We start from the raw sequence: 23,659 nt of genomic DNA, 5'->3' as shown, positions 1-23,659 counted from the left end.
GATGAGAAAGAAAACGAAAATGGCCTGGAGCGTTGCTCTTTCGGCCGCAATGGCAGCCGGACTGCTTGCAGGATGTGGAAGTAATGGAGGAGCGGAAAGTACGAGTGGAAGCACTGCAGCAAGTTCTGCCAAGACAGAATCTTCTGCCGGCGATACAGCAGATACCAGTGACCGCCCAACCTACAAAATTGCAACGGTAAGATGGACCGATACCTGGCCGACCGATTTCCTGCATGAAGGCGTCATGAAAGAAATCGAGGACAAGATGAATATCAACATCGACTGGCAGGTTTATTACAACAGTGACTGGTCCGAGCAGAAATCTCTGCTGCTGGCTTCCGGAGACCTCCCGGATGCATTTCTTGGCTCCATCTGCTTAACACAGGCAGATATGGCACAGAACAAATCGGCATTCCTGGATCTGACAGATCTGATCGAAAAAGATATGCCGAACCTGAAAGCAGCCTTTGAGGCTGATCCGGAACTGAAAGCAGTCTGCACCAGCCGTGACGGAAGAATCTACAGCTTACCGAAGAAGCTTCCGCTTCGTCCGAAGGTTTGCGGCGATGTTATGTGCATCAACCAGGAATGGCTGGATAACTTAGGACTGGAAACACCGAAGACCTATAAAGAGCTGGAAGAGGTTCTTGTTAAATTTGCAACAGAAGATGCTGATGGTGACGGGGATCCGACCAACGAAATCGGTATCACAAATTCAGCAGGCAGCGGACTGTTAAGCGGTGATCTGCGCCACATTCTTTCCCCGTTCGGAACCATGGTAAGCCGTGACGGAAACTACATGGGACTGAATGGCGAAGGAAAACCGGTCTTCATGCCGATGGAAGAAAATTACAAAGAAGCAGTAAAATGGATGCGTCAGTTATGGGAAGAGGGCGTTGTTGATCCGGAGTACTTCACTCAGGATGGCTCCATGCAGACAGCAAAACAGCAGGCAGATGGCGGTTCTCAGGTAGGTCTTATCTTTGGATGGACTGCAGATGCTCAGGTTGGTCCGAACGTAGATCAGTTTAAGACCCTTGAGGCAGTAGAAGGCTACGATGGAAATCACTACGTAGAAGCAGCAACCAACTACCTTGATATTTCCGACCGTGAGCTCATGATCTCCAAAGACTGTAAAGATCCTGACACCCTGCTGAAATGGGCGGATGAATTTTACACCGATCTTGCATCGTTACAGACTTTCTATGGTACGATCGGAAGCCAGATCACAGATAATGGTGATGGAACCTACAACGTAGATGTACCAAGCGATGGATCTTCTCTTGATACCTCTGCATGGTCCAATTCCCTCCGTGATTTTGGTCCGAAATACATGAACGAGGATTTCTATGACAAGGTTTCTCTTCCGGAAGGACAGGGCGATGGTGTCAAACTGGCCGATGATGCAATCAATGAGAAATACGTTGATACTGAGAAAAACTGTGGATTCCCGATGGTTCAGTATACCGACGAAGACCTTTCCAGAATCACGGCAATCGGAACCGATATCTATAAATATGTAGAAGCACAGTATGCGCACTGGGTAGTAGACGGCGGCATCGATGATGAGTGGGATTCCTACATCGATCAGCTGAAAGCTATGGGTATTGATGAGTTCCTTCAGATTCAGACAGATGCTTACAATGCATACAAAGAAAATCTGACAAAATAAACAGAAAAAATATTACCTGTAAAAATCAGGCGTTGATCCGGCGGGGCAATGTTTGAGGTGCAAAACAGCAGGAGAAACGGCAGGCCAGAAATGACCTGCCGCTTTTGACAAAAGGAGGATTTTTACATGTTTTTGGAAAAAGAGGGTAAGTTAATTTATTCCTACGATGGCGAGACCGTCTGCATCGAAGCGTGGGGGAAAGATGCACTGCGTGTGCGCGCGACAAAAAACCGAAGTTTTACCGGCCGTGACTGGGCATTGGAAGCAAAGGATGCGCATGCGGGGGAGGTTGAAATCTTTGAGGATCCATCAGCAAAAGGCGGAGCCTTTGCCAATATGTACGAGGGAACGGATACTTCCTACGGAAAAATCACAAATGGAAAGCTTCATGCAGTGATCGATTCCGGCAGCGTTATTACGTTCTATCATGAGGATGGAAGAGTTCTGTTAAAGGAGCATTTCCGCCGTCTACGCGATGAGGAAAGCATGCCGCTCAATATCATGGGACGCGAGTACAGCAACGGCGTCGGGGATAATTTCCGTATTGTAGCGCGGTTTGTAGCAAGAAAAGGTGAGAAAATCTTCGGAATGGGACAGTATCAGCAGCATGAGCTGGATCTGAAGGGCTGTATGCTGGAGCTGGCACAGAGAAACTCACAGGTCAGTGTTCCGTTCTATCTTTCCAGCATCGGCTACGGCTTCTTATGGAACAATCCGGGCGTCGGACAGGTGATGTTTGCGAATAATGGAACGGAATGGGTAACGGAATCCGGGAAAGAGATCGATTATCTTGTGATTGCAGGTGATACGCCTGCCGAGATCGAGGAGAATTATATGACGCTGACCGGAAAACCGCCGATGATGCCGGAATATGGCATGGGCTTCTGGCAGTGTAAGCTCCGCTACTGGAATCAGGAACAGCTTCTGTCTGTAGCAAGAAAATACAAAGAGCTTGGCGTACCGCTTGATGTGATTGTCGTCGATTTCTTCCACTGGACGAAGCAGGGCGAGTTCAAATTTGATCCGAAATACTGGCCGGATGTGCCGGGCATGTGCCGCGAATTAAAGGAGATGGGAATTCAGGTTGTTGTGTCGGTATGGCCGACCGTCGACATTTATTCCGAAAACTTCGAGGAGATGAAGGAGAAGGGCTATCTGGTTCGCACGGAGCACGGTGTACCGCTGACGATGCTCTGCGGCGGAAATGAAGTTTTCTTCGATGCGACTAACCCGGATGCAAGAACATATGTCTGGGAGAAGATCAAGAAAAATTATTATGATCAGGGTGCCAAGCTCTTCTGGCTGGATGTGGCAGAGCCGGAATACAGCGTTTATGATTTCAAGAACTACCGTTATCAGCTCGGAAGCGTACAGGAGGTCGGAAATATTTATCCGAAATATTATCTGAAAGCGTTCTATGACGGCATGACGGCAGAAGGCGATACCATGCCGATCAGCCTGATCCGTTCTGCCTGGGCAGGCAGCGCGAAATATGGTGCACTCGTATGGTCAGGCGATATTGTAAGTACCTTTGAGTGCTTCCGGCGCCAGGTACAGGCAGGTCTTAACATGGCGGTTGCCGGTATTCCGTGGTGGACCACTGATATCGGCGGCTTCCACGGCGCAAGAACCGATGACCCGGATTTCCATCGTCTGTACATCCGCTGGTTTGAGTACGGATGCTTCTGCCCTGTCATGCGTCTGCACGGAAACCGCAACCCACAGGAGGGCTACGGTGCAGAACAGATCGGATCCGGCAGCGATAATGAGATCTGGAGCTTTGGCGATAAGGCATATGAAATTTCAAAGAAATACATTTTCCTGCGTGAGCGCCTGAGAGATTATATCCGGACACAGATGAAGAAAGCACATGAGGACGGAACTCCGATGATGCGGCCTGTTTTCTATGATTTCCCGACAGATCAGGAAAGCTGGAATGTGGAGGATGCCTATCTGTTCGGACCGGATCTTTATGTTGCACCTGTGATGGAGGATCACGTAACGGAGCGCGAGGTTTATCTCCCGGATGGAACGGCATGGTTTAACGCATGGACCGGAGAAAAGTATGAGGGAGGACAGAACGTAACGGTTGCTGCACCGATGGATATCATTCCGGTATTCGTAAGGGAAGGAGCAGATACAGAACATCTGCTGAACATTTTTTCTGAATAAGAGAATGTTACCGCTCACCGGTACCCGGCAAACGGTAACAAAGAATCCTGTTTTCACCATGTGAAACACGGACTCTGCATGGACAAAGCGAAAAAATGTGATATAATGGGCTGTGTTACAAAGAACATAGCTGCAAATATATTCCGTGAGTGTAAAATGACTGCCGGAGCTGCACGGTAAGGTGCGGCGTCCGGCAGTTGCTCTGTAGAAAAAAGAGGGGTGGATGTGCTTATGAATCTCTGGCAGAAAGGAAAACGAAGGATGCTGCATAGCGTTCGAATACGCAGTATGAAAGATACGTCACTGCGGCTTGGAACTCCGGTTTTTCTGGTTTTGATGGGGCTTGTTGTCTGCCTGCTCTGGGGCATTTGGGAAAACCGCAAGCTGGCAGATAAATACATTGCCGATACGGCAAAGCTCTATGTTGATCAGATCAACCGTGATATGTCGCAGATCAACAGTGAACTGATCTATCTGCTGGATTCTGACAGCAATATCAAAGAAATCCCGGATCAGATAACATCGACAGATGCTCAGTATTATGAAATGGAGCAGACGCTGCGAGAGCGAAACCGTGTACTGAAAATCCGTTATCATGAGGTACAGACCTTCTTTGTCTACGGTCAGAAAGCCAATGTTCTGATTACGGACAGCGGAACTATGTTTACCGAGAGTAAGGGAATGACAACGCTGAATCAGATGCTGATGTCATATCTGCAGATTATGACATCCAGGGATTCGATCAGCACACAATGGACTGTGATTACATTTGGCGATGACGACTATATTGTCGGCTGGTACGCGAAAAACAAGAAAGTCATCGGCTGTGTCATCAATCTGAATCTGATTTTCCGAACCATCCGCGCCAAAACAGAGGAGTATGATGTCATTCCGTTTATGGTAGATGCCAGAGGACGCGTGATGACGCAGGCAGACACATCGGAAAAATATAAGAATGAGATTATCGATTTTTCCAAAGCGAGAAAGAAGAAGGAGAAAAATGCGACGGTCTATTCCTACCAGCTTGGCACGGTCGGAAAAATCAATCTTATGGTTCTGCCGGGAGGAGGTATTCTTGAGAATGTATTGATTATGCAGATTGTATTTGTCGTCCTGATCGCGGTTCTTCTGATTGTCTGCGCATTGGAAATTACAGCATATTACCACCGGATTCTGATACCGCTGGAAAAATTCGGACAAAAACTGGAGGATCTGGAAAAAGAGCAGAGTCTGAATGAGGATGGCAACAACAATTTGTTAGAGCTGGAGTCTGTGAGTGGTAAGTTTAAGGAATTGTTGCGGAAAATACAGGGATTAAAAATTGCGATCTACGAGAAAGAGCTTGCCGAACAGAAAGCAGAGCTGGAATACACGCAGGAACAGATCAAGCCGCATTTTTTTCTGAACTGCCTGAGTCTGATTCATGGCATTGCAGATAAGAACCATGAGGGAGAAATTGTGGAAATCACAACAGTACTGTCAGATTATATGCGCTATATTTTTCAGGATTCCAAGAAACAGCGGAATGTGGAGGAAGAGCTGGAACACATTGAGGCATATATCCGCATCCAGAAGCTACGGTACGGGGAAGAAGCCTTTTCCTTTGAAGCGACGATGGACGGTGATATTGGAGAATGGAAGGTTCCGTCTCTTCTGCTGCAGACACTGGTGGAAAACTCCGTGGTACACGGTGTATCCCTGGACCGGAAAAGCGAGATTTCCCTGTATCTGACAAATGAAACGTACGAGGACGGTGAGTACCTCTACATTTGTATTTCCGACACCGGAAACGGATTTTCGAAAGAGGCACTGAATGCAATCGAAAACGACACGCCTATCATCTACCACGGCCGTCACCATGTCGGCATCTCCAATATAAAACGCCGCCTGGCGCTGATGTACGGCGAACGGGCGAGCATTACGTGCTCCAATATGGATGAAAATTACGGAGCCGTCGTAGAGGTGCGGCTGCCGAAAACAGAATAAAGCGAAAAGAAAAAAGGCGGGAACCCGGAGAAACATAGAGGGTTCCCGCCTTTTTGCGTGAAAAAACTGCAGGAGCTTCCGGAACCTGATGGCTCCGGGAAGCTCCTGCAAAGGGGGAGATGATTCAAAAACTGTTTTCTGTATCAGATACGGGAAACTCCGTCATCGGTATAACGCTCATAGGAAGCACCTTCGTATCCGACCATGCGGATGCTTTCCTCTTTGATATCCGGTATGGATTCTGCAAAATCGGCAACCGGGATTGCGCAGCCTTTGCGGATGAAGAGAGGAACCTCATTCAGGGCAACTTCTACGTAGTGGATACCTTTCGGAAGAACCTCCTGGAACATGTTTCCATTGCCGAGGAATTTTACAAACATCATTTCTTCCGGCAGATATACATAACGGCCGATGGCATTCTGAGTGTAAACCGGTGCAATCATGATCTCATTACCGATCATCAACTGATCTTCTGTATTTCTTGCCAGCTTGTCGTCCGGATAAACGAAGGCAAGCGGTTTGAAGTACATATCATCGTTTAAAGCAGCCTTCATGTACTCGCTGTACAGATACGGAACGAGGCGGTAGCGGACTCCGATGACGTTGCGGAAGTCTTCGATATGCTCAAACTGGTAAGGTTCCTGCTCACGTGTTCCGAGTGCAGCATGGTTTCTCATCAGAGGAGTGAAAACACCAAGTGCCAGCCAGCGAAGCAGCAGGTCTCTTGTGGTATTTGCACCGAATCCGCCGAGGTCGGCTCCGGTATAGAGGAAACCGCACATGTTGAGGGACGGCATCATCTTCAGATTCAGCAGGATGTGTGACCACCACGAGCAGTTGTCTCCGGTCCAGATTCCACCGTAACGGTGCATGCCGATGTAGGAAGAACGGGAGAACATCAGGATTCGCTTATCCGGGGAAATTCGTTCAAAAGCTTCACCGGCAGAACGTGTCATGTTGTAGCCAAACAGATTGTGTACCTTGTCATGGCGGACCTGTTCGCCGTTTACGTTGTGATAGAAGCGTTTATAGTCCTCATGGTTGTTTGCCAGTGCCTGAAGCTTTCCGCCTACCATGTAGTGCGGAACCTCCGGATCACCTTCCACATATTTCTTTGCAGTCTCCTTGAAATCAGCAAGGCCTTCCTGGGAATAGAAGATGGATGGCTCGTTCATGTCATTCCAGAAGGCATCGATTCCCTTGGAAACGAGAACATCGTATTTGTCACCAAACCATTTTCTGGCATCTGCATTTAAGACATCCGGGAAATGAGTCCAGCCCGGCCATACAGTAGCTTCGAAGTAGGAGCCATCCTCGCGGCGGCAGAAGTAGCCTTTTTCACAGCCCTCTTCGTAAATGTCATAACCCTCTTCGACTTTCACACCGGCATCGATGATCGGAACGAGATGGATCTTTTCTTTTTTCATATCCTGTACAAAGCCCTCGAAATCCGGGAAACGTTCTTCATTTACGGTGAAGTCCTTGTAATCCTGCATGTAGTCGATATCCATGTAAACCATATCGAGCGGTACATGGTTTTCGCGGTATTTTTTCACTACCGTGCGGAAATCATCCTCTGTTTTGTAGCCCCAGCGGCTCTGACCGTAACCGAAAGCAAACTTCGGAGCAATGTAGCTGCGTCCGATGATGCCGCGGAACTGTTTTACGATATCAAGATCGGAATCACCGGTGATCATGTAAACGTAGAGATCTGCGTTTTCGCAGGAAACGGTCATTGTATCGGAAGTCGTGTAGCCGATATCGAAACGCAGGGTGCCCGGATAATCGAAGAAGAATCCTACGTGTGTCTTGCCGGAGATGATGATGAAGTTGTGTGCTGCATACAGAGAGGTTTTGCTCTCTACGTGATTTGGATCATCGGCGCAGTCACTGATGTAAAGAAAGCCGCGTTTGTTGATGCCGCGATTGGCTTCGCCAAGTCCGAATACCATGTCATCGTCAGCAAGCTTTGTAGTGAAGGAGAAGCCGTTCTCGGTGGAGAAGGTACCGTAATCCGGGTTTCCTTCGGAAGAGGGGATCTCTTTTACAACAGCTTCGGTTTCAAATGGGGTTCCGTAGACAAATTTTTTTACCATGTCATCCTCCTTGTAAAATAAATGGAAAATATAGTGTTTTGGTTAGGTTTAGCGCAACACCTTTGTAATTTTATTATAACAGGGATCGGAAAAATGTCTAGCAAAATTCTTCCTTTTTTTTAACAAAAAAACGTGTACAGAAAAAAATCCGGTTATGTTGGCAGGACTTCTGCGCGTTTCCGGAAATCTCTCGGGGTACAATGGTAAGTACGCAGAAAGATTTTGGAATAATAACTCTGATGATTGAAACCGCATGCGGTACAGATTTCCGCGATGGACATTTTGGTTGTGTTTAGCAGATGACAGCTCACTTCCAGACGGTAATGATTCAGAAAATCAATCGGGCTCTGGCAAAGATAGCGGCGGAAAATCTGACAGCATTTATTGCGGCAGACTTTTCCGGCGGCGGCGATCTCTTCCAGATTGATGGATTCACTGTAGTGGCTGTAAATATAGGAAACCATATCGCGCTGGATCAGAAGATCTGGATCCTGTGAGACGGCGGTGTTGCCGTCCGGCATCATCGGATGCGTGCGCAAAAGACGGCACCACAAAAGGGAAAGCAGAGCAGCAGCTTCGATTTCGTAGGCGGCCGGCTGTTCCTTCTTCAGCCGGAGAATTTCCGGGAGGGTCTGCAGCGCTTCAGTATCTTCCGGATTTTCCGGCTTCAGATGAAGATATTCCAGAGACGGATTCGAAAGCACCGGCGTAATATAAGACTGGTACAGAACGCTGTTCGCGGTGAGGATTTTCGGATGGCACAGGATACAGATAAAGTCACATTCCTGGCCGTTTTCGGAATATCCGTAGTGCATCTGGCGGGAATTGACGATAATCGCTTCCCCGGCGTTTAAAAGGACTCTTTTTCCATTGATATAGTAGTTCATCTGACCGGAGCGGATCTGTACCCATTCGATATCCTCATGCCAGTGGCAGAGCGCCCGGTGATCCGGATAGGAAGAAAGCAGTCCTTCCCGGATATAAAGCGGAATGCCGACTTCATCGTAGCGGACGATTTCGGATGCGTCCTGCATGACTTTTGTAATTGGGTCATTCATCATAAAAACCTCCGTGAAAAAGTACAATTATTATAAAAAATAAGGAATATTGTCGTAGAAAAAACGCAAAACCTAAGATAATATGATTATAACATATACGTGTATGGAATAAAACAGAAAAAAGGAAAAAGAAATGAAAAATCAGAGGGAAATCAAGAAAAAAGGTCCGGAATTCTACCGGAAACTTCTTGCACTGCTGATCCCGATGGTTGTACAGAACCTGATGAATGCACTGGTAAGTGCGTCCGATGCGTTAATGGTCGGTACGATGGACCAGAATTCACTGTCTGCAGTTTCGCTTGCCACACAGATTTCTTTTGTCCTGAATCTCTTTTATGCGGCGATTACGATCGGAACAACGGTCATGGTCGTTTATTTCCTGCTGAATCTGGATGAAATGATTAAGCTTCCTGCCGTTTACAGACACTATAAAAAATATCAGTGGGTGAATAATATTACCAGGGAGGATACAGAACAATGAAAAACGTAGAGAGAAGAGACAGACAGTTACCGTACATTTCCGATGCAGAGGTCATGGAGCAGCAGATGAATGCGAGAAGACTGACGCAGAAACTGAACACCATCGACCGTTCGGATTTTGACGGAATCGCAGCCATTGTAAAAGAACTGTTTGGAAAATCCGAGGGTGCATTTGTCAATCCGCCATTTTACTGTGACTATGGCTTTCATATTGAGGTTGGAAAAAATTTCTTTGCAAATTATAACTGCACCATTCTCGATGTGGCAAAGGTAAAAATCGGAGACAACTGCCAGATGGCGCCGAACGTTGCCATCTATACTGCAGGTCATCCGGTGCATCCGGCGGCAAGAAACAGTGCGTATGAATACGGCATTGAAGTTACCATCGGAGATAATGTCTGGATTGGCGGAAATACCGTTATTTTACCAGGCGTACATATCGGAGATAACGTTGTTATCGGCGGCGGAAGTGTTGTAACAAAGGACATTCCGGACTGGTCGATTGCAGCAGGAAATCCGTGTAAAGTCATTCGGAAGATTACCGAAGAAGATAAACAGTACTATTTCAGAGATAGAAAATTTGATGATGAAGCATGGGAGGTCATCAAAAATCTGTAAAAACGAAAAGCTTTCTTGGGCAGTTATGCGATGAAAAAAACTCTGTACCGTATCCATCCGGGAATTTCCGGGGATGCGGTGCAGAGTTTTTTTGCGATAGGGAGACAGGAGATTCTGCCAGATTTTGCTGTGGCAAAAAAATGTGAATCCTGCTTTTGTGCAGCAAAAAATGCCCAGAGCCGGAATCGAACCAGCGACACGAGGATTTTCAGTCCTCTGCTCTACCAACTGAGCTATCTGGGCATTTTGATTTCCTGTTGGAAACCTTTGTTAATATAACATGGATTCGCGAAAATTGCAACTGTTTTATCGAAAATCGCGAAAAAATTGTGCTTTTGGAGGAATGGCGGTGTATTTTCGTTCGAGAATGTGGTAGTATAAAAGATATGCAAAGAGGAACCAAGGAGAAGTATTAGAAAGATTATGAAAATTATTCTGACTGCGGTCAACGCAAAATATATTCATTCCAATCTCGCAGTTTATACACTGCAGGCGAGCGCGGAGAAAGCCGGCGCGTTCCCGGAGATCCGCGAATTTACGATCAATCAGTCAAAGGATTCCATGCTGCGAAGCCTGTTTCTGGCGCGTGCAGACGTTGTCTGCGTTTCCTGCTACATCTGGAATATATCAATCGTAGAGGATCTGATTACAGAATATCATAAAATCAGTCCGAAAACAAAGATCTGGCTTGGCGGGCCGGAGGTTTCGTACCATGCAGAGGAGATGCTGGAGCAGTATCCGTTCCTTGCCGGAATTATGAAAGGCGAGGGAGAAGTGACTTTCCGGGAAATAGCAGTTTATTATCAGAACCAGGAGAATGGGATGGAGGGGAAAACGCTGGAGGAGATCCATGGCATTACATACCGTGATGCAGACGGTGCAGTCAAAAGCAACCCGTGGCGTCCGGTTATGGATCTGTCCGAGGTGGATTTTCCCTATGCAAACCTGAAAAAATTTGAGAACCGCATCATTTATTATGAGTCGAGCCGTGGCTGTCCGTTCTCGTGCAGCTACTGCCTTTCTTCCATTGATAAAAGGCTCCGGTTCCGAAATCTCGATCTCGTAAAAAAGGAGCTTGCCTTCTTTTTGGAGCAGAAGGTACCGCAGGTTAAATTTGTAGATCGTACCTTCAACTGCAAAAAAGATCACGCAATGGCGATCTGGAAATTCATCGCAGAACATGATAATGGTGTGACAAATTTCCATTTTGAAATTGCTGCCGATCTGATTACGGAAGAAGAGCTGGAACTTTTGAATACGCTGCGGCCGGGACTCGTACAGCTCGAGATCGGCGTGCAGTCTACGAATCCGCAGACGATCGAAGCAATTCACCGGAAGATGGATTTTGGAAAAGTGACAGAGATTGTCAATCGGATTGCGAAAGGAAGAAACATCCACCAGCATCTGGACCTGATTGCGGGACTTCCCTACGAGGACTATGCAAGTTTCCGCCGTTCTTTTGCGGATGTCTATGCGCTCCGGCCGCAGCAGCTGCAGCTCGGATTTTTAAAAGTGCTTCGAGGCTCCTTTATGTATGAGCATACGAAAGAATATGACTGCCATTATCAGGAACGGGAGCCGTATGAGGTGCTTTATACAAAATGGCTGCCGTATGATGATGTGCTGAAACTGAAAGACGTGGAAGAGATGGTAGAAGTCTATTACAACAGCGGTCAGTTTGTCCACACGCTGCCGATGATCGAGCGGTTGTATGAGAACCCGTTCGACTTCTTCCAGGAACTCGGTGATTTCTACCGGGCGAAGGGCTACAGTGAGGCGGCGCATAACCGGATCCAGCGGTATGAAATTCTGCTCGAGTTTTTACGGGACGAAAAACAGCAGGACGAAGCATTCTTCCGCCAGATGATGGTACTCGATCTGTATGCGCGGGAAAATATGAAGACGCGGCCGCATTTTGCAAAGGATCCGTCGGAATGGAAAAACGAATCGCGTGATTTTTACCAGAAGGAAGCCGAAACGAGAACGCTTCTGCCATCGTATACGACATACGATTGGAAGCAGCTGCAGCGCATGACGCATGTGGAAGTTTTTGATTACGATGTGCTCGGAAACGGGGAAAAGGCGCGTACGGTACTCCTGTTTGATTATCAGAAGCGCGATCCGCTGACGGGAAATGCGGAGATGATCGACTGTAGTGAGCTTTTTTACGCTTGACATTTCAAAAGAACATGAGATACTAGAAAAGGTAATAAAAGATGAAAATACAAGATTTTGTAGTGCTCGATCTTGAGACAACGGGTCTTTCTGTAAAGGAAGACCAGATTCTGGAGATCGGTGCAGTAAAAGTGCAGGGCGGAGAGGTCACGGCATCGTATGAGACTTTCGTCAATCCGGGCAGAAAAGTGCCGGAGCGGATCACGGAACTCACCGGAATCCGGGATGAGATGATTGCGAATGCGCCCGATGTGGAGACTGCTGTCCGCGGCTTTCTGGATTTCTGCGGCGGCCTGCCGCTTCTGGGGCACAATATTCTGTTCGATTACAGCTTCATCAAGCAGGCAGCGATAAATGCCCGTCTGGACTTTGAAAAAGAAGCGTGGGATACGTTGAAAATTGCACGGAAAGCCCTCCCGGATCTGGAGAGCAGAAGCCTTGAAGCACTCTGCGGCTACTATCAGATCCCGCGGGAACACGCACACCGTGCAATGGACGATGTGCTGGAAACGCTGGCACTGTTCCGAAAACTGGAAGAAGGATTTTCGGAAGATCACCCGGAATGGTTTGCCGCAGCGCCTCTGAAGGCCAAAATGAAACGTGAGGTTCCGGCGACGGAGGCACAGAAAAAATATCTGGCGGATCTGATTCGGTACCATGAGCTGGATCTCGAACCGGAGTGGGGAGCACTCACAAAAAGCCGTGCATCCCGCATGATCGATCAGATTATTCTGGAACATGGAAGAATGGAAAAACGACAGAGAACTGAGAAAAAATAGAAGAGAAAAAGAAAGGATGGAACGATGAGTAGTAAAGTCAATCGAAAAGCCCCGACAGAGGCACAGAAAAAGAAGAAAGATCCGCTGGCAAAGAAGAGAAATGCAGCAAAGATACTGGCATTGATTCTTGCAGTGGTTATGGTGCTTGGTATGGTTCTTCCAGCACTTTTATGGCTGGTGTAAAGAGATTCTGTAAAAGACAGAGTGAAATGGGAAACGGATCAAGAAGAGGCACAGTATGAAAAACAGCAGAAAAATGAGAGGCCTGCTGGTGATGCTTATCGCATTCGCATTCTGCTTTCTGGCAGAACCAGTCAAAGCGGATGACCGGACAGCGCTGGACGGAATCTATGTAGAAGACATTTCCGTCGGCGGTATGACCGAAGAGCAGATCACACAGGCAGTAAACGACAAAATTGAACAGTTAAAACCCTCGGTTATCAACCTGTCTGCCGGAGAGCAGAATGCACAGGTGACAGCAGGGGATCTCGGACTTTCCTGTGCCAACCCGGAGGTGGCAAGAGAAGCCGTCACAATCGGGCAGGAAGGCAATGTACTGAAGCGGTTCCTGACACAGAACCGGCTCAAAAATGGAGAGACGGTGACGTTTTCCCTGAAATATACAGTCGATGGCGAGGCAGCGCGCCAGGCGGTAGAAAACAACACGGCTGTGCTGAACCGCGAGGCAACAGATGCAACGCTGACCCGCGAAAACGGCGAATTTATCGTCAATCCGGGCCAGACCGGATGCAGCGTCAACGTGGATGAGTCCACGGCGAAGGTTGTCAATTACCTGACGACAAGCTGGCGGGGCGGCATCGGCGGCGTAGAATTGGTAACAGAACAAACACCGGCAGGCGGTAATCCGGAGCAGCTTGCACTTGTCAAAGATCTGCTCGGCGAGGGTACGACGGAGTATGGCAACGGTACGAGCGGCAGAAAACAGAATGTCGCAGTCGGCGCAGAGAAGATTAACGGAACGCTGGTACAGCCGGGCGAGGAATTTTCCGTAGAGGCGGTCGTTGTGCCGTTTGATGCGGAAAATGGTTATGCACTGGCAGCATCGTATGAGATGGGCAAGGTCGTCGATTCGTACGGCGGCGGTATCTGCCAGGTTTCCACAACGCTCTATGTTGCTGTCTTAAAAGCAGAGCTTGAGGTGACGGAGCGGTACAGCCATTCCATGATTGTCCACTATGTGGATCCGTCGATGGATGCGGCGATTGCAGAGGGATTGAAAGACCTGAAATTCATCAACAATACGGATGCGCCGATTTATATTGAGGCGAGCGCGGACGGAAGCACCCTGCATTTTGCCATCTACGGCCATGAGACGAGAGATCCGAACCGCACGGTCCGCTATGAGAGTGAGACGACAAACACGGAGGATCCGACGCCGAGCCTGACGGAAGATGCGAATGCATCGTTTGGAACAATTGAACAGACATCGTACGGCTATCAGGGTTCGACGGCGCGGCTGTGGAAGATTGTGAATGACAATGGAAATGAGACGAAGGAGCAGGTGAATTCCAGCACTTACCGCATGACATCGGATGTCTATACCGTGGGAACAAAGACGGACAATGCAGCGGCGCGTGCGGAAATGCAGGCGGCGATTGCGGCAAATGATCTTGCAAAAGCAAAGGAAGTTGCAGCGAAATACAGCCAGAGCAGTTCGTCATCGAGTTCTTCGGAGAAGAAGGAAGACAGCAGCGATGATTCGGATTCGGATGGTACGGAAAAGACGGACGACAGCAGCGATACAGAGAAAACGGAGGACGATGAGGACTAGGCGTTTTCTGGTTACAGTTCGCTGGGAACCAGTGAACTGTAACATTTTCCGTGAAAAATGGGAAAGCAGAGGGAAAAGGAGTACGGATTCCGTCTGCTTTTTCGTTTGAAACAGGAAGTTCGAGGAGGACAAGGGATGCGAAAGGGTAAATTACAGCAGAGCGTGCTGGTACGCTCGGTGTTTAAGATGCTGGGGCAGAAAAGAGAGGACGCAGCAGGGCCGGCGGTCGGACGTGGGGTATCGGCACTTGCAGGAGAAAAGGAGACGCAGGTGTTTTCGTGTGCGCCGGTGCTGGTGAAGGATCCGGAGGACGCGGTGCTCGCGGTCTGCCGGGTGTGCAACAGTGTGGCCGCGGCGGGGGCATCGGCAAAAGGCGTGCTGGTGTCGCTGATGCTGCCGGAGGCGATGGAAGAAAAGGATTTAAAGGAGTTGATGCGGGCGGTTGACGGTGCGTGTGTGCGGTATGGAACTGCGGTGATCGGCGGGCATACGGAGGTGACGGACGGGGTTTTGTATCCGGTGCTTACCGTGACGGCGGCAGGCGGGACAACGCGTGCGGGGCTGTTTGATCCGTCGTGTGTGAAAGCGGATTTGGATCTTGTCGTGACGAAGGGGATTGCGCTTGGCGCGGTGTCTTATCTGGCAAAGACAAGAAGGGATGAGCTTCTGACGAGATTTTCTCCGGGATTTATCCATGGAGCGGCGGATTTTTCGGAGGATTACTCTGTCTGCCATGAGGCGGAGATTGCGATCGAGCACGGTGCGGCTGCGATGCAGGATCTCTCGGAGGGCGGGATTTTCGGGGCGCTCTGGGAGATGGCAGATGGCGCGGGTATCGGACTTGATGTGGCGCTGAAGAGGATTCCGATCCAGCAGGAGACGGTGGAGATCTGTGAGTTTTTCGGGGTGAATCCGTATCAGATGCTTTCGACGGGGGCGCTGCTGATTGCGGCGGCGGACGGCGAGGGGCTGGTGCAGAAAATGGCACTCGAAGGGATTCCATCGGCGGTGATTGGGCGGACGACATCCGGGAAGGAGAGGATTCTCCGGAACGGGGAAGAGGTCCGGTATCTGGATAAGCCGCAGATGGATGAGATGTACCGGGTTGGCAGATAAGGCTTAAATATACGACAGGAGTGATTGGTAAAATGGCACATTTGAATATTGTTCTTCATGAACCGGAGATTCCAGCAAATACAGGTAATATCGGACGGACGTGTGTGGCGACGGGGACGAGGCTGCATCTGATTAAGCCGCTGGGGTTTGATATTTCGGACAAGGCGGTCAGGCGCGCGGGGCTGGATTACTGGTCGAAGCTGGATGTGACAGTGTATGAGAGTTACGAGGATTTTCTGGAGAAAAATCCGGGGGCGAAGATTTACTATGCGACGACGAAGGGGCCGCAGACGTATGTGGATGTGCAGTATGAAGAGGACTGCTTTATCATGTTCGGAAAGGAAAGCGCGGGGATTCCGGAGGATATTCTGTACGATAATCAGGAGACGGCGGTGCGGATTCCGATGATTAATGATATTCGGTCGCTGAACCTTTCAAATTCCGTGGCGATCGTACTGTACGAGGCACTGCGGCAGAATAGCTTTGACCATATGCAGCTCGCGGGGCATTTGCGGACGCATGAGTGGAGGTAGACGGACGGGACTCTGGTGATCGTAGACGGAGCTGCATTCTTTTTATAAGGAAGAAGTTAAGATCATTTCCAATTCGGCAAAGACCTGCTCTGCGTAAAGCTGTTTGATTTCGTGGCGGGTCATGCCGGAGACGTTGGTCTGGAAGGTGAAGGTGTGGGCTTGGGCTTTGTATAAAATACAGAAGTAGACGACGCCCTGTACGCTGTCAGCGTTGTTGGGGTCGAGATTTCCGGTTGTGCCGGTGATTCCGATGGCGATGGCGGTGTGCAGGTTTTCTTGTACTGTGCGGGCCATGGCTTCGGCGCATTCGGGGGAGTAGACGCCGTGGATTTCGATGACGGAAGGGTCGACGCCGACGAGGACTTTGGTTTCGTTCAGATACGTGACGTAGCCGCCGGGGAAAATGGCGGAGGCGCCTTCGGTGTCGGTGATCAGGGAGGCGATCAGGCCGGAAGTGCAGCTTTCCATGGTGGAAATGGTGGTGTGGGATGCAATGAGCTGTTTGATGATGGAATCAATGGTGTTTGGGTTCATAGTGAAAATTACCTCCAGAGTTAGTTTGATATGTCTGGCAAAAAAGCCCCTCGGCGGAGGGGCTTATTTTGGTGCTTCGCCTTTGGCGAGTGTAAAGATAAATTCGGTACCAACGCCCTCTGTACTGATGACATTGATATTCTGGTTATGCGCAGTGATGATCTCTTTGACGATTGAAAGCCCAAGTCCCGTTCCTTTGCGGTCCTTGCCGCGGGAGGCGTCGAGCTTGTAGAAGCGCTCCCAGATTTTCGTGATGCTTGCCTTTGGAATGCCGCAGCCGGTGTCCTTGACGGAGACGAAGACTTTACCGTGCTTCTCCGTTGTCTCAACTGTGATGGTGGAATCGTTGTTGCTGAATTTGATTGCATTATCAATGAGATTGTACAGCACCTGCTGGATTTTTCCCATATCGGCGCAGACGTATAAGGTGCGCGATGCGAGGATCAGTGAAATGGAAATCCGTTTTTTTGTGCAGGTTCCCTCAAACGAAGCGGCGGTATCCTTGATGACGGCGTTGATGTCAAACGAGGTCAGATCGAGCATATTCCCTTTATCGTCGATGTCGTTCAGCGTCAGCAGGCTCTGCGTCAGCTTGTGCAGCCGTTCTGTCTCAAACAGAACGATTTTCAGATATTTTTCCTGCATTTCCGGCGGAATCGTTCCGTCGAGGATTGCCTCCACATAGCCTTTGATCGAGGTCAGCGGTGAGCGGAAGTCGTGAGAGACGTTCGCCACAAATTTCCGCTGGTATTCGCCGGTCTTGTTCAGCTCGCCGGACATGTAGTTCAGCGTGGAAGCGAGATACCCCATCTCATCGTGAGATTTAACATCAATTTTGTGGGTCAGGTTGCCGGAGGCATACTCCTTTGCACCGTTGATGATCTTTTTCAGCGGCCGGTACACGACGAGGGAGAAAAAGATCAGAATCACAAACGAGAGTCCGAACACGAGCAGGAACAGAAAATCAATCCGTGCCAGCAGACTTTCCCTCTGCTGATAGACGTCCTGCAGCGGAAGGTGGATGGCGACATAGCCATTGATCCGGAAATCGGAGGTGACGGGAACCATGACGCTCAGCATCTTGTCTTCGAAATAGCCGAAAAACGTTCCCGTGCTGTAATACTCGCTGCCGAGCGCAACCGGATCAAAACCGTCGATGATCTCCGGGTTTTCCTCATCGAGTGCAGCTGCCGTGTTCAGCAGAATTTCCCCGTCTGCGCTGATGAGCCAGATCTGGGAATTGTGATAGGAAGCCAGTGCACTGAGCGAATTGTAAAGATCCGTCAGGGAACGCTCACTGTGGTAATAAAGGTCGCCCTGTTTGGAAGCGATCTGCGTGGCCTCCCGGTACAGACTGGTGCTCGCGCTGGAGACCAGACTGTCCTCCACCATGCGGGAGCCGACCGTTGAGATCAGCGTAAAGCCGGCAATGGCGAGAATGACATAAATGAGAATTAATTTCCGGTAAAGCGTGCGTCGCATTATTTTTTAACCTCAAACTTGTAACCGATGCCCCAGACCGTCGTGATGGCCCAGGAGGCATGGTCCTTGATTTTTTCGCGGAGACGTTTGATATGAACGTCTACCGTGCGGGTATCGCCGATGTACTCATAGCCCCAGATATGGTCGAGGAGCTGTTCTCGCGTAAAGACCTGGTTTGGTGAGGAAGCAAGGAAGTAGAGAAGCTCCAGTTCCTTCGGCGGCATATCGACGGTGCGGCCCTGGTAAATGACGGAATAGTTCGTCTGGTTGATGATAAGATCCGGGTACTCGACACATTTTCCTGCGGTTGCGGACACCGGGATCGTGCGTGATGGCTGAAATCTCCGCAGCACTGCTTTCACACGGGCAACGAGCTCCTTGGAATCAAATGGTTTGATGATGTAGTCATCCGCGCCGAGTTCCAGGCCGAGGACTTTGTCGAACACCTCGCCCTTTGCCGAGAGCATGATGATCGGAACATCGGAATCGTGCCGGATTTCGCGGCAGACCTGGTAGCCGTCCATGCCGGGCAGCATCAGGTCGAGCAGAATCAGGTTCGGCTGGAAGGAGTGAAACTCCCGGACAGCCTCTTCTCCATCGTTTACAATTTTTGTGTCATAGCATTCCTTGGTCAGATAGAGAGAAATCAGTTCTGCGATATTGTTATCGTCATCGACGATCAGAATTTTCTGTTTGGAAGCCATAAAAGATTCTCCTTCACTGGGGACAGGACGGAACCGCATACAGTATGCGTTCCGTCCCATATTTTCCTGAGTTTTTATTTCTTAAACGTAACAATCGTAACGCCGGCATCGCCCTCGCCGAATTCCGCTAAATGGAAGTCCGCTACGTGTTTCTGGCGGCGCAGATAATTGTGAATGCCTTTCCGCAGTGCGCCCGTTCCTTTTCCGTGGACAACGCGGACACTCGGCAGATGGGAGAGATAAGCGTCATCGAGATATTTGTCGAGTTCGGCAACCGCTTCATCCACCGTTTTTCCGAGCAGATTGATCTCGGTAGAAATCGTGGCAGCCTTGGAAAGCTTCGATTTTCCGCTGCTTGTGCGGGAGATGGACGGGCCGGTGATGACAGCCTCGTCGATCAGCACAAGGTCGGAGATATGCACTTTGGTCCGCATGATACCCATCTGGACGAAGAGATTTCCCTTTGAATCTGGGCGGGTGCTGACAGTACCTTTGAGATTCATGCTTAAGACTTTGACGGCATCGCCGAGATGAAGATCCTGCGGGCGGAGATTTCCGGTGCGCTTCGGTACTTCCTTCGTCTTTTTCTTATCGAGCTTGTTCATCTTTTCACGCAGAGCGGTACGTTTCTGCTCCATTTCGCGGACGGAAACATTCTCTTTTCCAAATTTCTGGAAATCGCGCATCGTCTGGTCGGCGTATTCCTTCGCCTCGCGGAGAATTCTCTGTGCCTCCTCGGTTGCATTGGAGATCATCTTTTCTTTTCTTGCGTCGATCTGTTCCTGATTCTTGGCAAGGCTCTGCTTCAGAGATTCGACTTCCGCGCGGGTGCGGGCAAGCTCTTCTTTTTCGCGTTCCAGCGTGATTCGGTTCTGCTCGAGAGTGGTCAGAACGTCCTCAAACGATTCATCCTGCTCGCTGATTTCGTCTTTTGCCTTGTTGATGATGTAGTCCGGCAGGCCGAGTTTGCTGGAAATCGCAAACGCATTACTCTTTCCAGGAACGCCGACGAGCAGGCGGTATGTCGGGCTTAAAGTCTCGACATCGAATTCACAGCAGGCATTCTCCACGCCCGGTGTGGATAAGGCATAGATTTTCAGTTCACTGTAGTGTGTCGTTGCCATGGTGCGGATGCCGCGCTCGTGGAGCGTAGAGAGGATCGCGATGGCAAGCGCCGCGCCCTCTGTCGGGTCGGTACCGGCGCCGAGCTCATCGAACAGGACGAGGGAATTGCGGTCTGCCTTGTCGAGGAAGGAAACCACATTCGTCATGTGGGAGGAGAAGGTACTCAACGACTGCTCGATGCTCTGCTCATCACCGATATCGGCGTAAACCTCGTCGAAAACGGAAAGGGAGGAGCGGTCGAGTGCCGGAATGTGAAGTCCGGACTGGCCCATCAGTGTTAAGAGTCCGACCGTCTTTAAGGAAACCGTTTTACCGCCGGTATTCGGTCCTGTGACGATCAGAAGGTCGAAATCTTCGCCGAGCGACAGATCAATCGGAACGACTTTTTTCGCATTGATCAGCGGGTGGCGTGCCTTGCGCAGGTGGATTTTACCTTCGGTGTTGAAGATCGGCTCATTGGCGTTCTGCTCCATTGCAAGAGCGGCGCGCGCGAAGATGAAGTCAAGCTCTACCATGTTTTCGAGGTCGTAACGGATCTCATCGCGGTGCAGGTCTGCCTGGGCACTCAACGTAGAGAGGATGACCTCGATTTCTTTTGCTTCTTCAATTTCCAGCTCACGGATATCGTTGTTCAGTTTGACAACGGCCATCGGCTCGACAAAGAAGGTGGAACCGGTCGAGGACTGGTCATGTACCATGCCAGGAACCTGGCCTTTGTACTCGGATTTGATCGGGATACAGTAGCGGCCGTCGCGCATCGTGATGACGGCATCCTGCAGATACGTGCGGTAGGAACCGTTGACGAGCGAGATTAACTGGCTGTGGATTTTTTCCTCACACGATTTGATGGAACGACGGATGCGGCGTAGATTCGGGCTTGCATCATCGCTGATTTCATCCTCGGAGAGAATACAGCGGCGGATTTCCGTGGAAAGCAGCGTCAGAGGCTCCAGTGTTTCGAAGAGATCTTCGAGGCTGTCCGGCGTCTGGTCCGCATTTTCGCGGCGGCCGTACGCTTTGACGCGTGCCGTGTTTTCCAGAAGTGCGGCGGTCTGCAGAAGCTCCGTGATGTTCATGGAGCTGCCGATTTCGAGACGCTTTAATGCGCCGCGGATATCTTTGGCATCACCAAAGGAAATGTGGCCTTTTTTAAAGAGCCGGGTGAGCGCGTCGTGTGTCTCGTGCTGCATCCGCGTAATCTGGGAGAGGGAAGAAGAAGGAACGAGCTTCAGACATTTCTTCCGGCCCAGCGGAGAACTGGCATACGAAGCCAGTTGTTCGATAATTTTGTCGTATTCGAGCGTTTTTAATGCTTTCTGATTCATGATACTTACCTTTTCGTATTAATAATTCATCATCGTTTACAGATAATGCGGTATTTTTTATCACATACCGCCCGGATCTGATCTGGCGTCTGTACGGGAAAGCACAGAGCGCAGGTGGAATGTGGGTCACAGGTTTTTCCACTCCCCCAATTATACCTTAAAAAAGAAAAGAAAGAAACCCCAAGAACGAGAAAATGCAGGATGTTGCGCAAATGAGAAAAAAATGTAACAGTCTTCATAAAATGTTCATATCTATCTGGTAAAGTTTTTTATATATGTGAAGATTGCGGAAGCGCATATGCGCAGAGCAGTTCGGTATGGAATACAGATGTATGGAGAAAGAAATGTATGGAAAATGACCCAAAACCTTACAAATTCATGAAAGAGAGCATCAAAAAGCAGCCGCCCGACTGGAAAAAGATTGTTCTTCTGATTGCCGGATGGCTGGCACTTGCGGCGCTTGGCGGTCTGGTTGCGGCCGCGGTATTTGCGGTGACAGAGCCAAAGATTGCAGAAGCAGTTACCAGGGAAGAGCTGCCGGCGAAAGTGGATATCCCGGGAGATGAGGATCCAAACAGCGGACAGGAGCCGGATGAGACAATTACCGCATCTTCGGCGAGTGCGTCGGTAGACAGCAGCGGCTCCGGTTCGGAAATCAGCAGTTCTACAGTGGATAGCAGTACTTCAGAAAGCAGTGTATCCGAAAGTACGGTTTCAGAAAGCACAGAGGGAACGGAAAGCAGCACTTCCGAAGAGCCGGAGGAGGGCAGCGAGGTTTCCAGTGTCGATGGGGAAACGGATGCGGAGGAAAAGGACAGCAGCCTGAAAAATTATGAAGCGCTCTACCAGGATATGCTGGAAGTAACGGAAAAACCAAAACGAGCGCTGGTTACCGTCATCGGCATTACCAATCAGATGGACTATTTTAACCAGAACTATGAAAACCAGCAGCAGATTTCCGGTCTGATTGTTGCGGACAACGGGCAGGATCTCTTTATTCTGACGGAATACCGCATCGTGGAAAATGTGGAGCGGATTCAGGTCACCTTCTGGGACGAGACGATGGTGGATGCCACATACCAGCGCCACGATCCGAGCACCGGCCTTACGATTGTGAAGGTGGATGAATCGAAGCTGGATGAGGAAACACGGGACGGTCTTGCGGTTGCGCCGCTCGGCAGTTCGTATCTCGTCAGCCAGGGTGACCCGGTCGTGGCTGTCGGAAGCCCGGTCGGCTACAGCGATTCGATTGCGTACGGTGTGGTGACTTCGGTTACAAACAAGATTTCCGCGCTGGACAATGAGTACAATCTGCTGACCACCGACATCCTCGGCAGCACGGACGGCAGCGGCATTCTGGTAAATCTTGACGGCGAAATCGTCGGCATTATTGCGCAGAGTTACAGTGCCAAGGGAAACAACGTGGTGACGGGCATTGCGATTTCCCAGATCAAAAAGCTGATCGAAAATCTTTCCAACAACGTGAGCTGCGCGTATATCGGCATCCGCGGACAGGATGTCACAGAAGAACTTTCCGATAAAACCGGCATTCCAAAAGGCGTTCTCATCAGCCGCGTCGCAGACGATTCTCCGGCGATGATGGCGGGCATGAAAGAGTACGATGTGATTGTAAAGCTCGGGGAGCACAAGGTTGAGACGATCAAACAGTACCATGAACAGCTTGGCAAATACAGCACAGGAGACGTGGTTACCGTGACGGCGATGCGGAAAGGCGCCGAAGGGTATGCGGAGATGACGTTTGATGTGACGATGGGGGAAGTATAAAAAACAGAGGCTTTCGGGAGCAGAAAAAGCCGGTTTTAGCCGGTGGGGCTTCCGGAAGCTTTTCTTTTCGAATGGTTTTCCACTGGCGGATGAAAAAATACGTGCATTCTGCAGGAAAATCTGGTAGAATTGGTAAGGCATGCAGGAGCACAGGCTTTGCATCATAAAAACGGCATCATAGAAACAAAAACGGAACACTGTGTCCGCATTTATCTTAGAAAAAGAGG

At 49.7% G+C, this 23,659-nt stretch carries 18 protein-coding genes and 1 tRNA gene; 12 read left to right on the top strand and 7 right to left on the bottom strand.

Going from position 1 to position 23,659, the window contains the following annotated elements; all coding sequences use genetic code 11:
• The first annotated feature begins 1 nt into the window (after nt 1).
• From DWZ44_RS09040 to DWZ44_RS09030, 3 genes are all read left to right on the top strand, one after another.
• The gene (locus tag DWZ44_RS09040) at nt 2-1,672 is read left to right on the top strand and encodes an extracellular solute-binding protein (protein ID WP_158565858.1); all 1,671 of its coding nucleotides are present in this window, start codon (nt 2-4) and stop codon (nt 1,670-1,672) included.
• A 126-nt stretch (nt 1,673-1,798) separates the two neighbouring features.
• A complete protein-coding gene (locus DWZ44_RS09035; RefSeq protein WP_117804699.1) occupies nt 1,799-3,844 on the top strand; it encodes a glycoside hydrolase family 31 protein in 2,046 nt (681 codons plus the stop codon).
• A 231-nt stretch (nt 3,845-4,075) separates the two neighbouring features.
• A complete protein-coding gene (locus DWZ44_RS09030; protein ID WP_117804698.1) occupies nt 4,076-5,830 on the top strand; it encodes a sensor histidine kinase in 1,755 nt (584 codons plus the stop codon).
• Between the two features lie 143 nt (nt 5,831-5,973).
• Here DWZ44_RS09030 and DWZ44_RS09025 read toward each other — a convergent pair whose 3' ends face one another.
• Together DWZ44_RS09025 and DWZ44_RS09020 are read right to left on the bottom strand one after the other, a co-directional pair.
• Nucleotides 5,974-7,926: a glycoside hydrolase family 31 protein gene (locus DWZ44_RS09025; protein ID WP_117804697.1), complete on the bottom strand. Its 1,953-nt coding sequence runs from the start codon at nt 7,924-7,926 to the stop codon at nt 5,974-5,976.
• A gap of 152 nt (nt 7,927-8,078) precedes the next feature.
• Nucleotides 8,079-8,987: an AraC family transcriptional regulator gene (locus tag DWZ44_RS09020; protein ID WP_117804696.1), complete on the bottom strand. Its 909-nt coding sequence runs from the start codon at nt 8,985-8,987 to the stop codon at nt 8,079-8,081.
• A 130-nt stretch (nt 8,988-9,117) separates the two neighbouring features.
• Between DWZ44_RS09020 and DWZ44_RS09015 the strand changes: the two genes are divergently transcribed.
• Nucleotides 9,118-9,465, top strand: a complete 348-nt coding sequence (locus DWZ44_RS09015) for an MATE family efflux transporter (RefSeq protein ID WP_117804695.1) — start codon at nt 9,118-9,120, stop codon at nt 9,463-9,465.
• Nucleotides 9,462-10,082 (top strand): sugar O-acetyltransferase, encoded by a 621-nt coding sequence (locus tag DWZ44_RS09010; protein ID WP_022462409.1) that lies wholly within the window; start codon nt 9,462-9,464, stop codon nt 10,080-10,082. The genes DWZ44_RS09015 and DWZ44_RS09010 overlap by 4 nt, the downstream gene beginning before the upstream one ends.
• Nucleotides 10,083-10,252: 170 nt before the next feature.
• On the opposite strand, the gene DWZ44_RS09005 is transcribed toward DWZ44_RS09010, so the two are convergent.
• Nucleotides 10,253-10,325: transfer RNA gene (locus DWZ44_RS09005), tRNA-Phe, on the bottom strand.
• Between the two features lie 180 nt (nt 10,326-10,505).
• Between DWZ44_RS09005 and DWZ44_RS09000 the strand changes: the two genes are divergently transcribed.
• The 6 genes from DWZ44_RS09000 (at nt 10,506) to trmL (ending at nt 16,477) form a co-directional block, all read left to right on the top strand.
• On the top strand, nt 10,506-12,257 hold the full coding sequence (locus DWZ44_RS09000; RefSeq protein ID WP_117804694.1) for a B12-binding domain-containing radical SAM protein: 1,752 nt from the start codon (nt 10,506-10,508) through the stop codon (nt 12,255-12,257).
• A gap of 41 nt (nt 12,258-12,298) precedes the next feature.
• Complete coding sequence (locus tag DWZ44_RS08995; RefSeq protein WP_117804693.1) at nt 12,299-13,036, top strand: 3'-5' exonuclease; 738 nt, start codon at nt 12,299-12,301, stop codon at nt 13,034-13,036.
• Between the two features lie 24 nt (nt 13,037-13,060).
• The gene (locus tag DWZ44_RS18200) at nt 13,061-13,219 is read left to right on the top strand and encodes a hypothetical protein (RefSeq protein WP_158565857.1); all 159 of its coding nucleotides are present in this window, start codon (nt 13,061-13,063) and stop codon (nt 13,217-13,219) included.
• A 55-nt stretch (nt 13,220-13,274) separates the two neighbouring features.
• A complete protein-coding gene (locus DWZ44_RS08990; protein WP_117804692.1) occupies nt 13,275-14,828 on the top strand; it encodes a VanW family protein in 1,554 nt (517 codons plus the stop codon).
• Between the two features lie 135 nt (nt 14,829-14,963).
• Nucleotides 14,964-15,944 carry an AIR synthase-related protein gene (locus tag DWZ44_RS08985; protein WP_158565856.1) on the top strand — a complete coding sequence of 327 codons (981 nt, stop codon included), beginning with the start codon at nt 14,964-14,966 and terminating at the stop codon, nt 15,942-15,944.
• 32 nt (nt 15,945-15,976) lie between these two features.
• A complete protein-coding gene (gene trmL, locus DWZ44_RS08980) occupies nt 15,977-16,477 on the top strand; it encodes a tRNA (uridine(34)/cytosine(34)/5-carboxymethylaminomethyluridine(34)-2'-O)-methyltransferase TrmL (protein WP_117804690.1) in 501 nt (166 codons plus the stop codon).
• A 42-nt stretch (nt 16,478-16,519) separates the two neighbouring features.
• Here trmL and DWZ44_RS08975 read toward each other — a convergent pair whose 3' ends face one another.
• From DWZ44_RS08975 to DWZ44_RS08960, 4 genes are all read right to left on the bottom strand, one after another.
• Entirely contained in the window at nt 16,520-17,011 is a 492-nt protein-coding gene (locus DWZ44_RS08975) for a CinA family protein (RefSeq protein ID WP_022461605.1), read from the bottom strand.
• Nucleotides 17,012-17,074: 63 nt separating this feature from the next.
• Nucleotides 17,075-18,493, bottom strand: coding sequence for a sensor histidine kinase (locus DWZ44_RS08970; protein WP_022461606.1), 1,419 nt, complete (start codon nt 18,491-18,493; stop codon nt 17,075-17,077).
• Nucleotides 18,493-19,197 (bottom strand): response regulator transcription factor, encoded by a 705-nt coding sequence (locus DWZ44_RS08965; RefSeq protein ID WP_022461607.1) that lies wholly within the window; start codon nt 19,195-19,197, stop codon nt 18,493-18,495. Before DWZ44_RS08965 ends, DWZ44_RS08970 begins: the two co-directional genes overlap by 1 nt.
• A gap of 74 nt (nt 19,198-19,271) precedes the next feature.
• Nucleotides 19,272-21,647 carry an endonuclease MutS2 gene (locus tag DWZ44_RS08960; protein WP_117804689.1) on the bottom strand — a complete coding sequence of 792 codons (2,376 nt, stop codon included), beginning with the start codon at nt 21,645-21,647 and terminating at the stop codon, nt 19,272-19,274.
• Between the two features lie 348 nt (nt 21,648-21,995).
• On the opposite strand from DWZ44_RS08960, the gene DWZ44_RS08955 reads away from it, so the two are divergent.
• The gene (locus DWZ44_RS08955) at nt 21,996-23,432 is read left to right on the top strand and encodes a S1C family serine protease (RefSeq protein WP_117804688.1); all 1,437 of its coding nucleotides are present in this window, start codon (nt 21,996-21,998) and stop codon (nt 23,430-23,432) included.
• Nucleotides 23,433-23,659 lie beyond the last annotated feature (227 nt).

The organism is Blautia sp. AF32-4BH (assembly GCF_003460565.1).
Taxonomy (GTDB): Bacteria; Bacillota; Clostridia; order Lachnospirales; family Lachnospiraceae; genus Fusicatenibacter; species Fusicatenibacter saccharivorans.
Note: the sequence above shows the minus strand (reverse complement) of the source record. Positions and strands in the feature narration are given on the sequence as shown.

What these genes read in the sequence shown, in the direction of transcription:
- DWZ44_RS08995 (WP_117804693.1), top strand. Translation starts at nt 12,299, where the DNA reads ATGAAAATACAAGATTTTGTAGTGCTCGATCTTGAGACAACGGGTCTT.
- DWZ44_RS08955 (WP_117804688.1), top strand. Translation starts at nt 21,996, where the DNA reads ATGGAAAATGACCCAAAACCTTACAAATTCATGAAAGAGAGCATCAAA.
- DWZ44_RS08990 (WP_117804692.1), top strand. Translation starts at nt 13,275, where the DNA reads ATGAAAAACAGCAGAAAAATGAGAGGCCTGCTGGTGATGCTTATCGCA.
- DWZ44_RS09010 (WP_022462409.1), top strand. Translation starts at nt 9,462, where the DNA reads ATGAAAAACGTAGAGAGAAGAGACAGACAGTTACCGTACATTTCCGAT.
- DWZ44_RS08960 (WP_117804689.1), bottom strand. Translation starts at nt 21,647, where the DNA reads ATGAATCAGAAAGCATTAAAAACGCTCGAATACGACAAAATTATCGAA.
- DWZ44_RS09035 (WP_117804699.1), top strand. Translation starts at nt 1,799, where the DNA reads ATGTTTTTGGAAAAAGAGGGTAAGTTAATTTATTCCTACGATGGCGAG.
- DWZ44_RS09030 (WP_117804698.1), top strand. Translation starts at nt 4,076, where the DNA reads ATGAATCTCTGGCAGAAAGGAAAACGAAGGATGCTGCATAGCGTTCGA.
- DWZ44_RS09025 (WP_117804697.1), bottom strand. Translation starts at nt 7,926, where the DNA reads ATGGTAAAAAAATTTGTCTACGGAACCCCATTTGAAACCGAAGCTGTT.
- DWZ44_RS09000 (WP_117804694.1), top strand. Translation starts at nt 10,506, where the DNA reads ATGAAAATTATTCTGACTGCGGTCAACGCAAAATATATTCATTCCAAT.
- DWZ44_RS09015 (WP_117804695.1), top strand. Translation starts at nt 9,118, where the DNA reads ATGAAAAATCAGAGGGAAATCAAGAAAAAAGGTCCGGAATTCTACCGG.
- DWZ44_RS09020 (WP_117804696.1), bottom strand. Translation starts at nt 8,987, where the DNA reads ATGATGAATGACCCAATTACAAAAGTCATGCAGGACGCATCCGAAATC.
- trmL (WP_117804690.1), top strand. Translation starts at nt 15,977, where the DNA reads ATGGCACATTTGAATATTGTTCTTCATGAACCGGAGATTCCAGCAAAT.
- DWZ44_RS18200 (WP_158565857.1), top strand. Translation starts at nt 13,061, where the DNA reads ATGAGTAGTAAAGTCAATCGAAAAGCCCCGACAGAGGCACAGAAAAAG.
- DWZ44_RS08975 (WP_022461605.1), bottom strand. Translation starts at nt 17,011, where the DNA reads ATGAACCCAAACACCATTGATTCCATCATCAAACAGCTCATTGCATCC.
- DWZ44_RS08965 (WP_022461607.1), bottom strand. Translation starts at nt 19,197, where the DNA reads ATGGCTTCCAAACAGAAAATTCTGATCGTCGATGACGATAACAATATC.
- DWZ44_RS08985 (WP_158565856.1), top strand. Translation starts at nt 14,964, where the DNA reads ATGCGAAAGGGTAAATTACAGCAGAGCGTGCTGGTACGCTCGGTGTTT.
- DWZ44_RS08970 (WP_022461606.1), bottom strand. Translation starts at nt 18,493, where the DNA reads ATGCGACGCACGCTTTACCGGAAATTAATTCTCATTTATGTCATTCTC.
- DWZ44_RS09040 (WP_158565858.1), top strand. Translation starts at nt 2, where the DNA reads ATGAGAAAGAAAACGAAAATGGCCTGGAGCGTTGCTCTTTCGGCCGCA.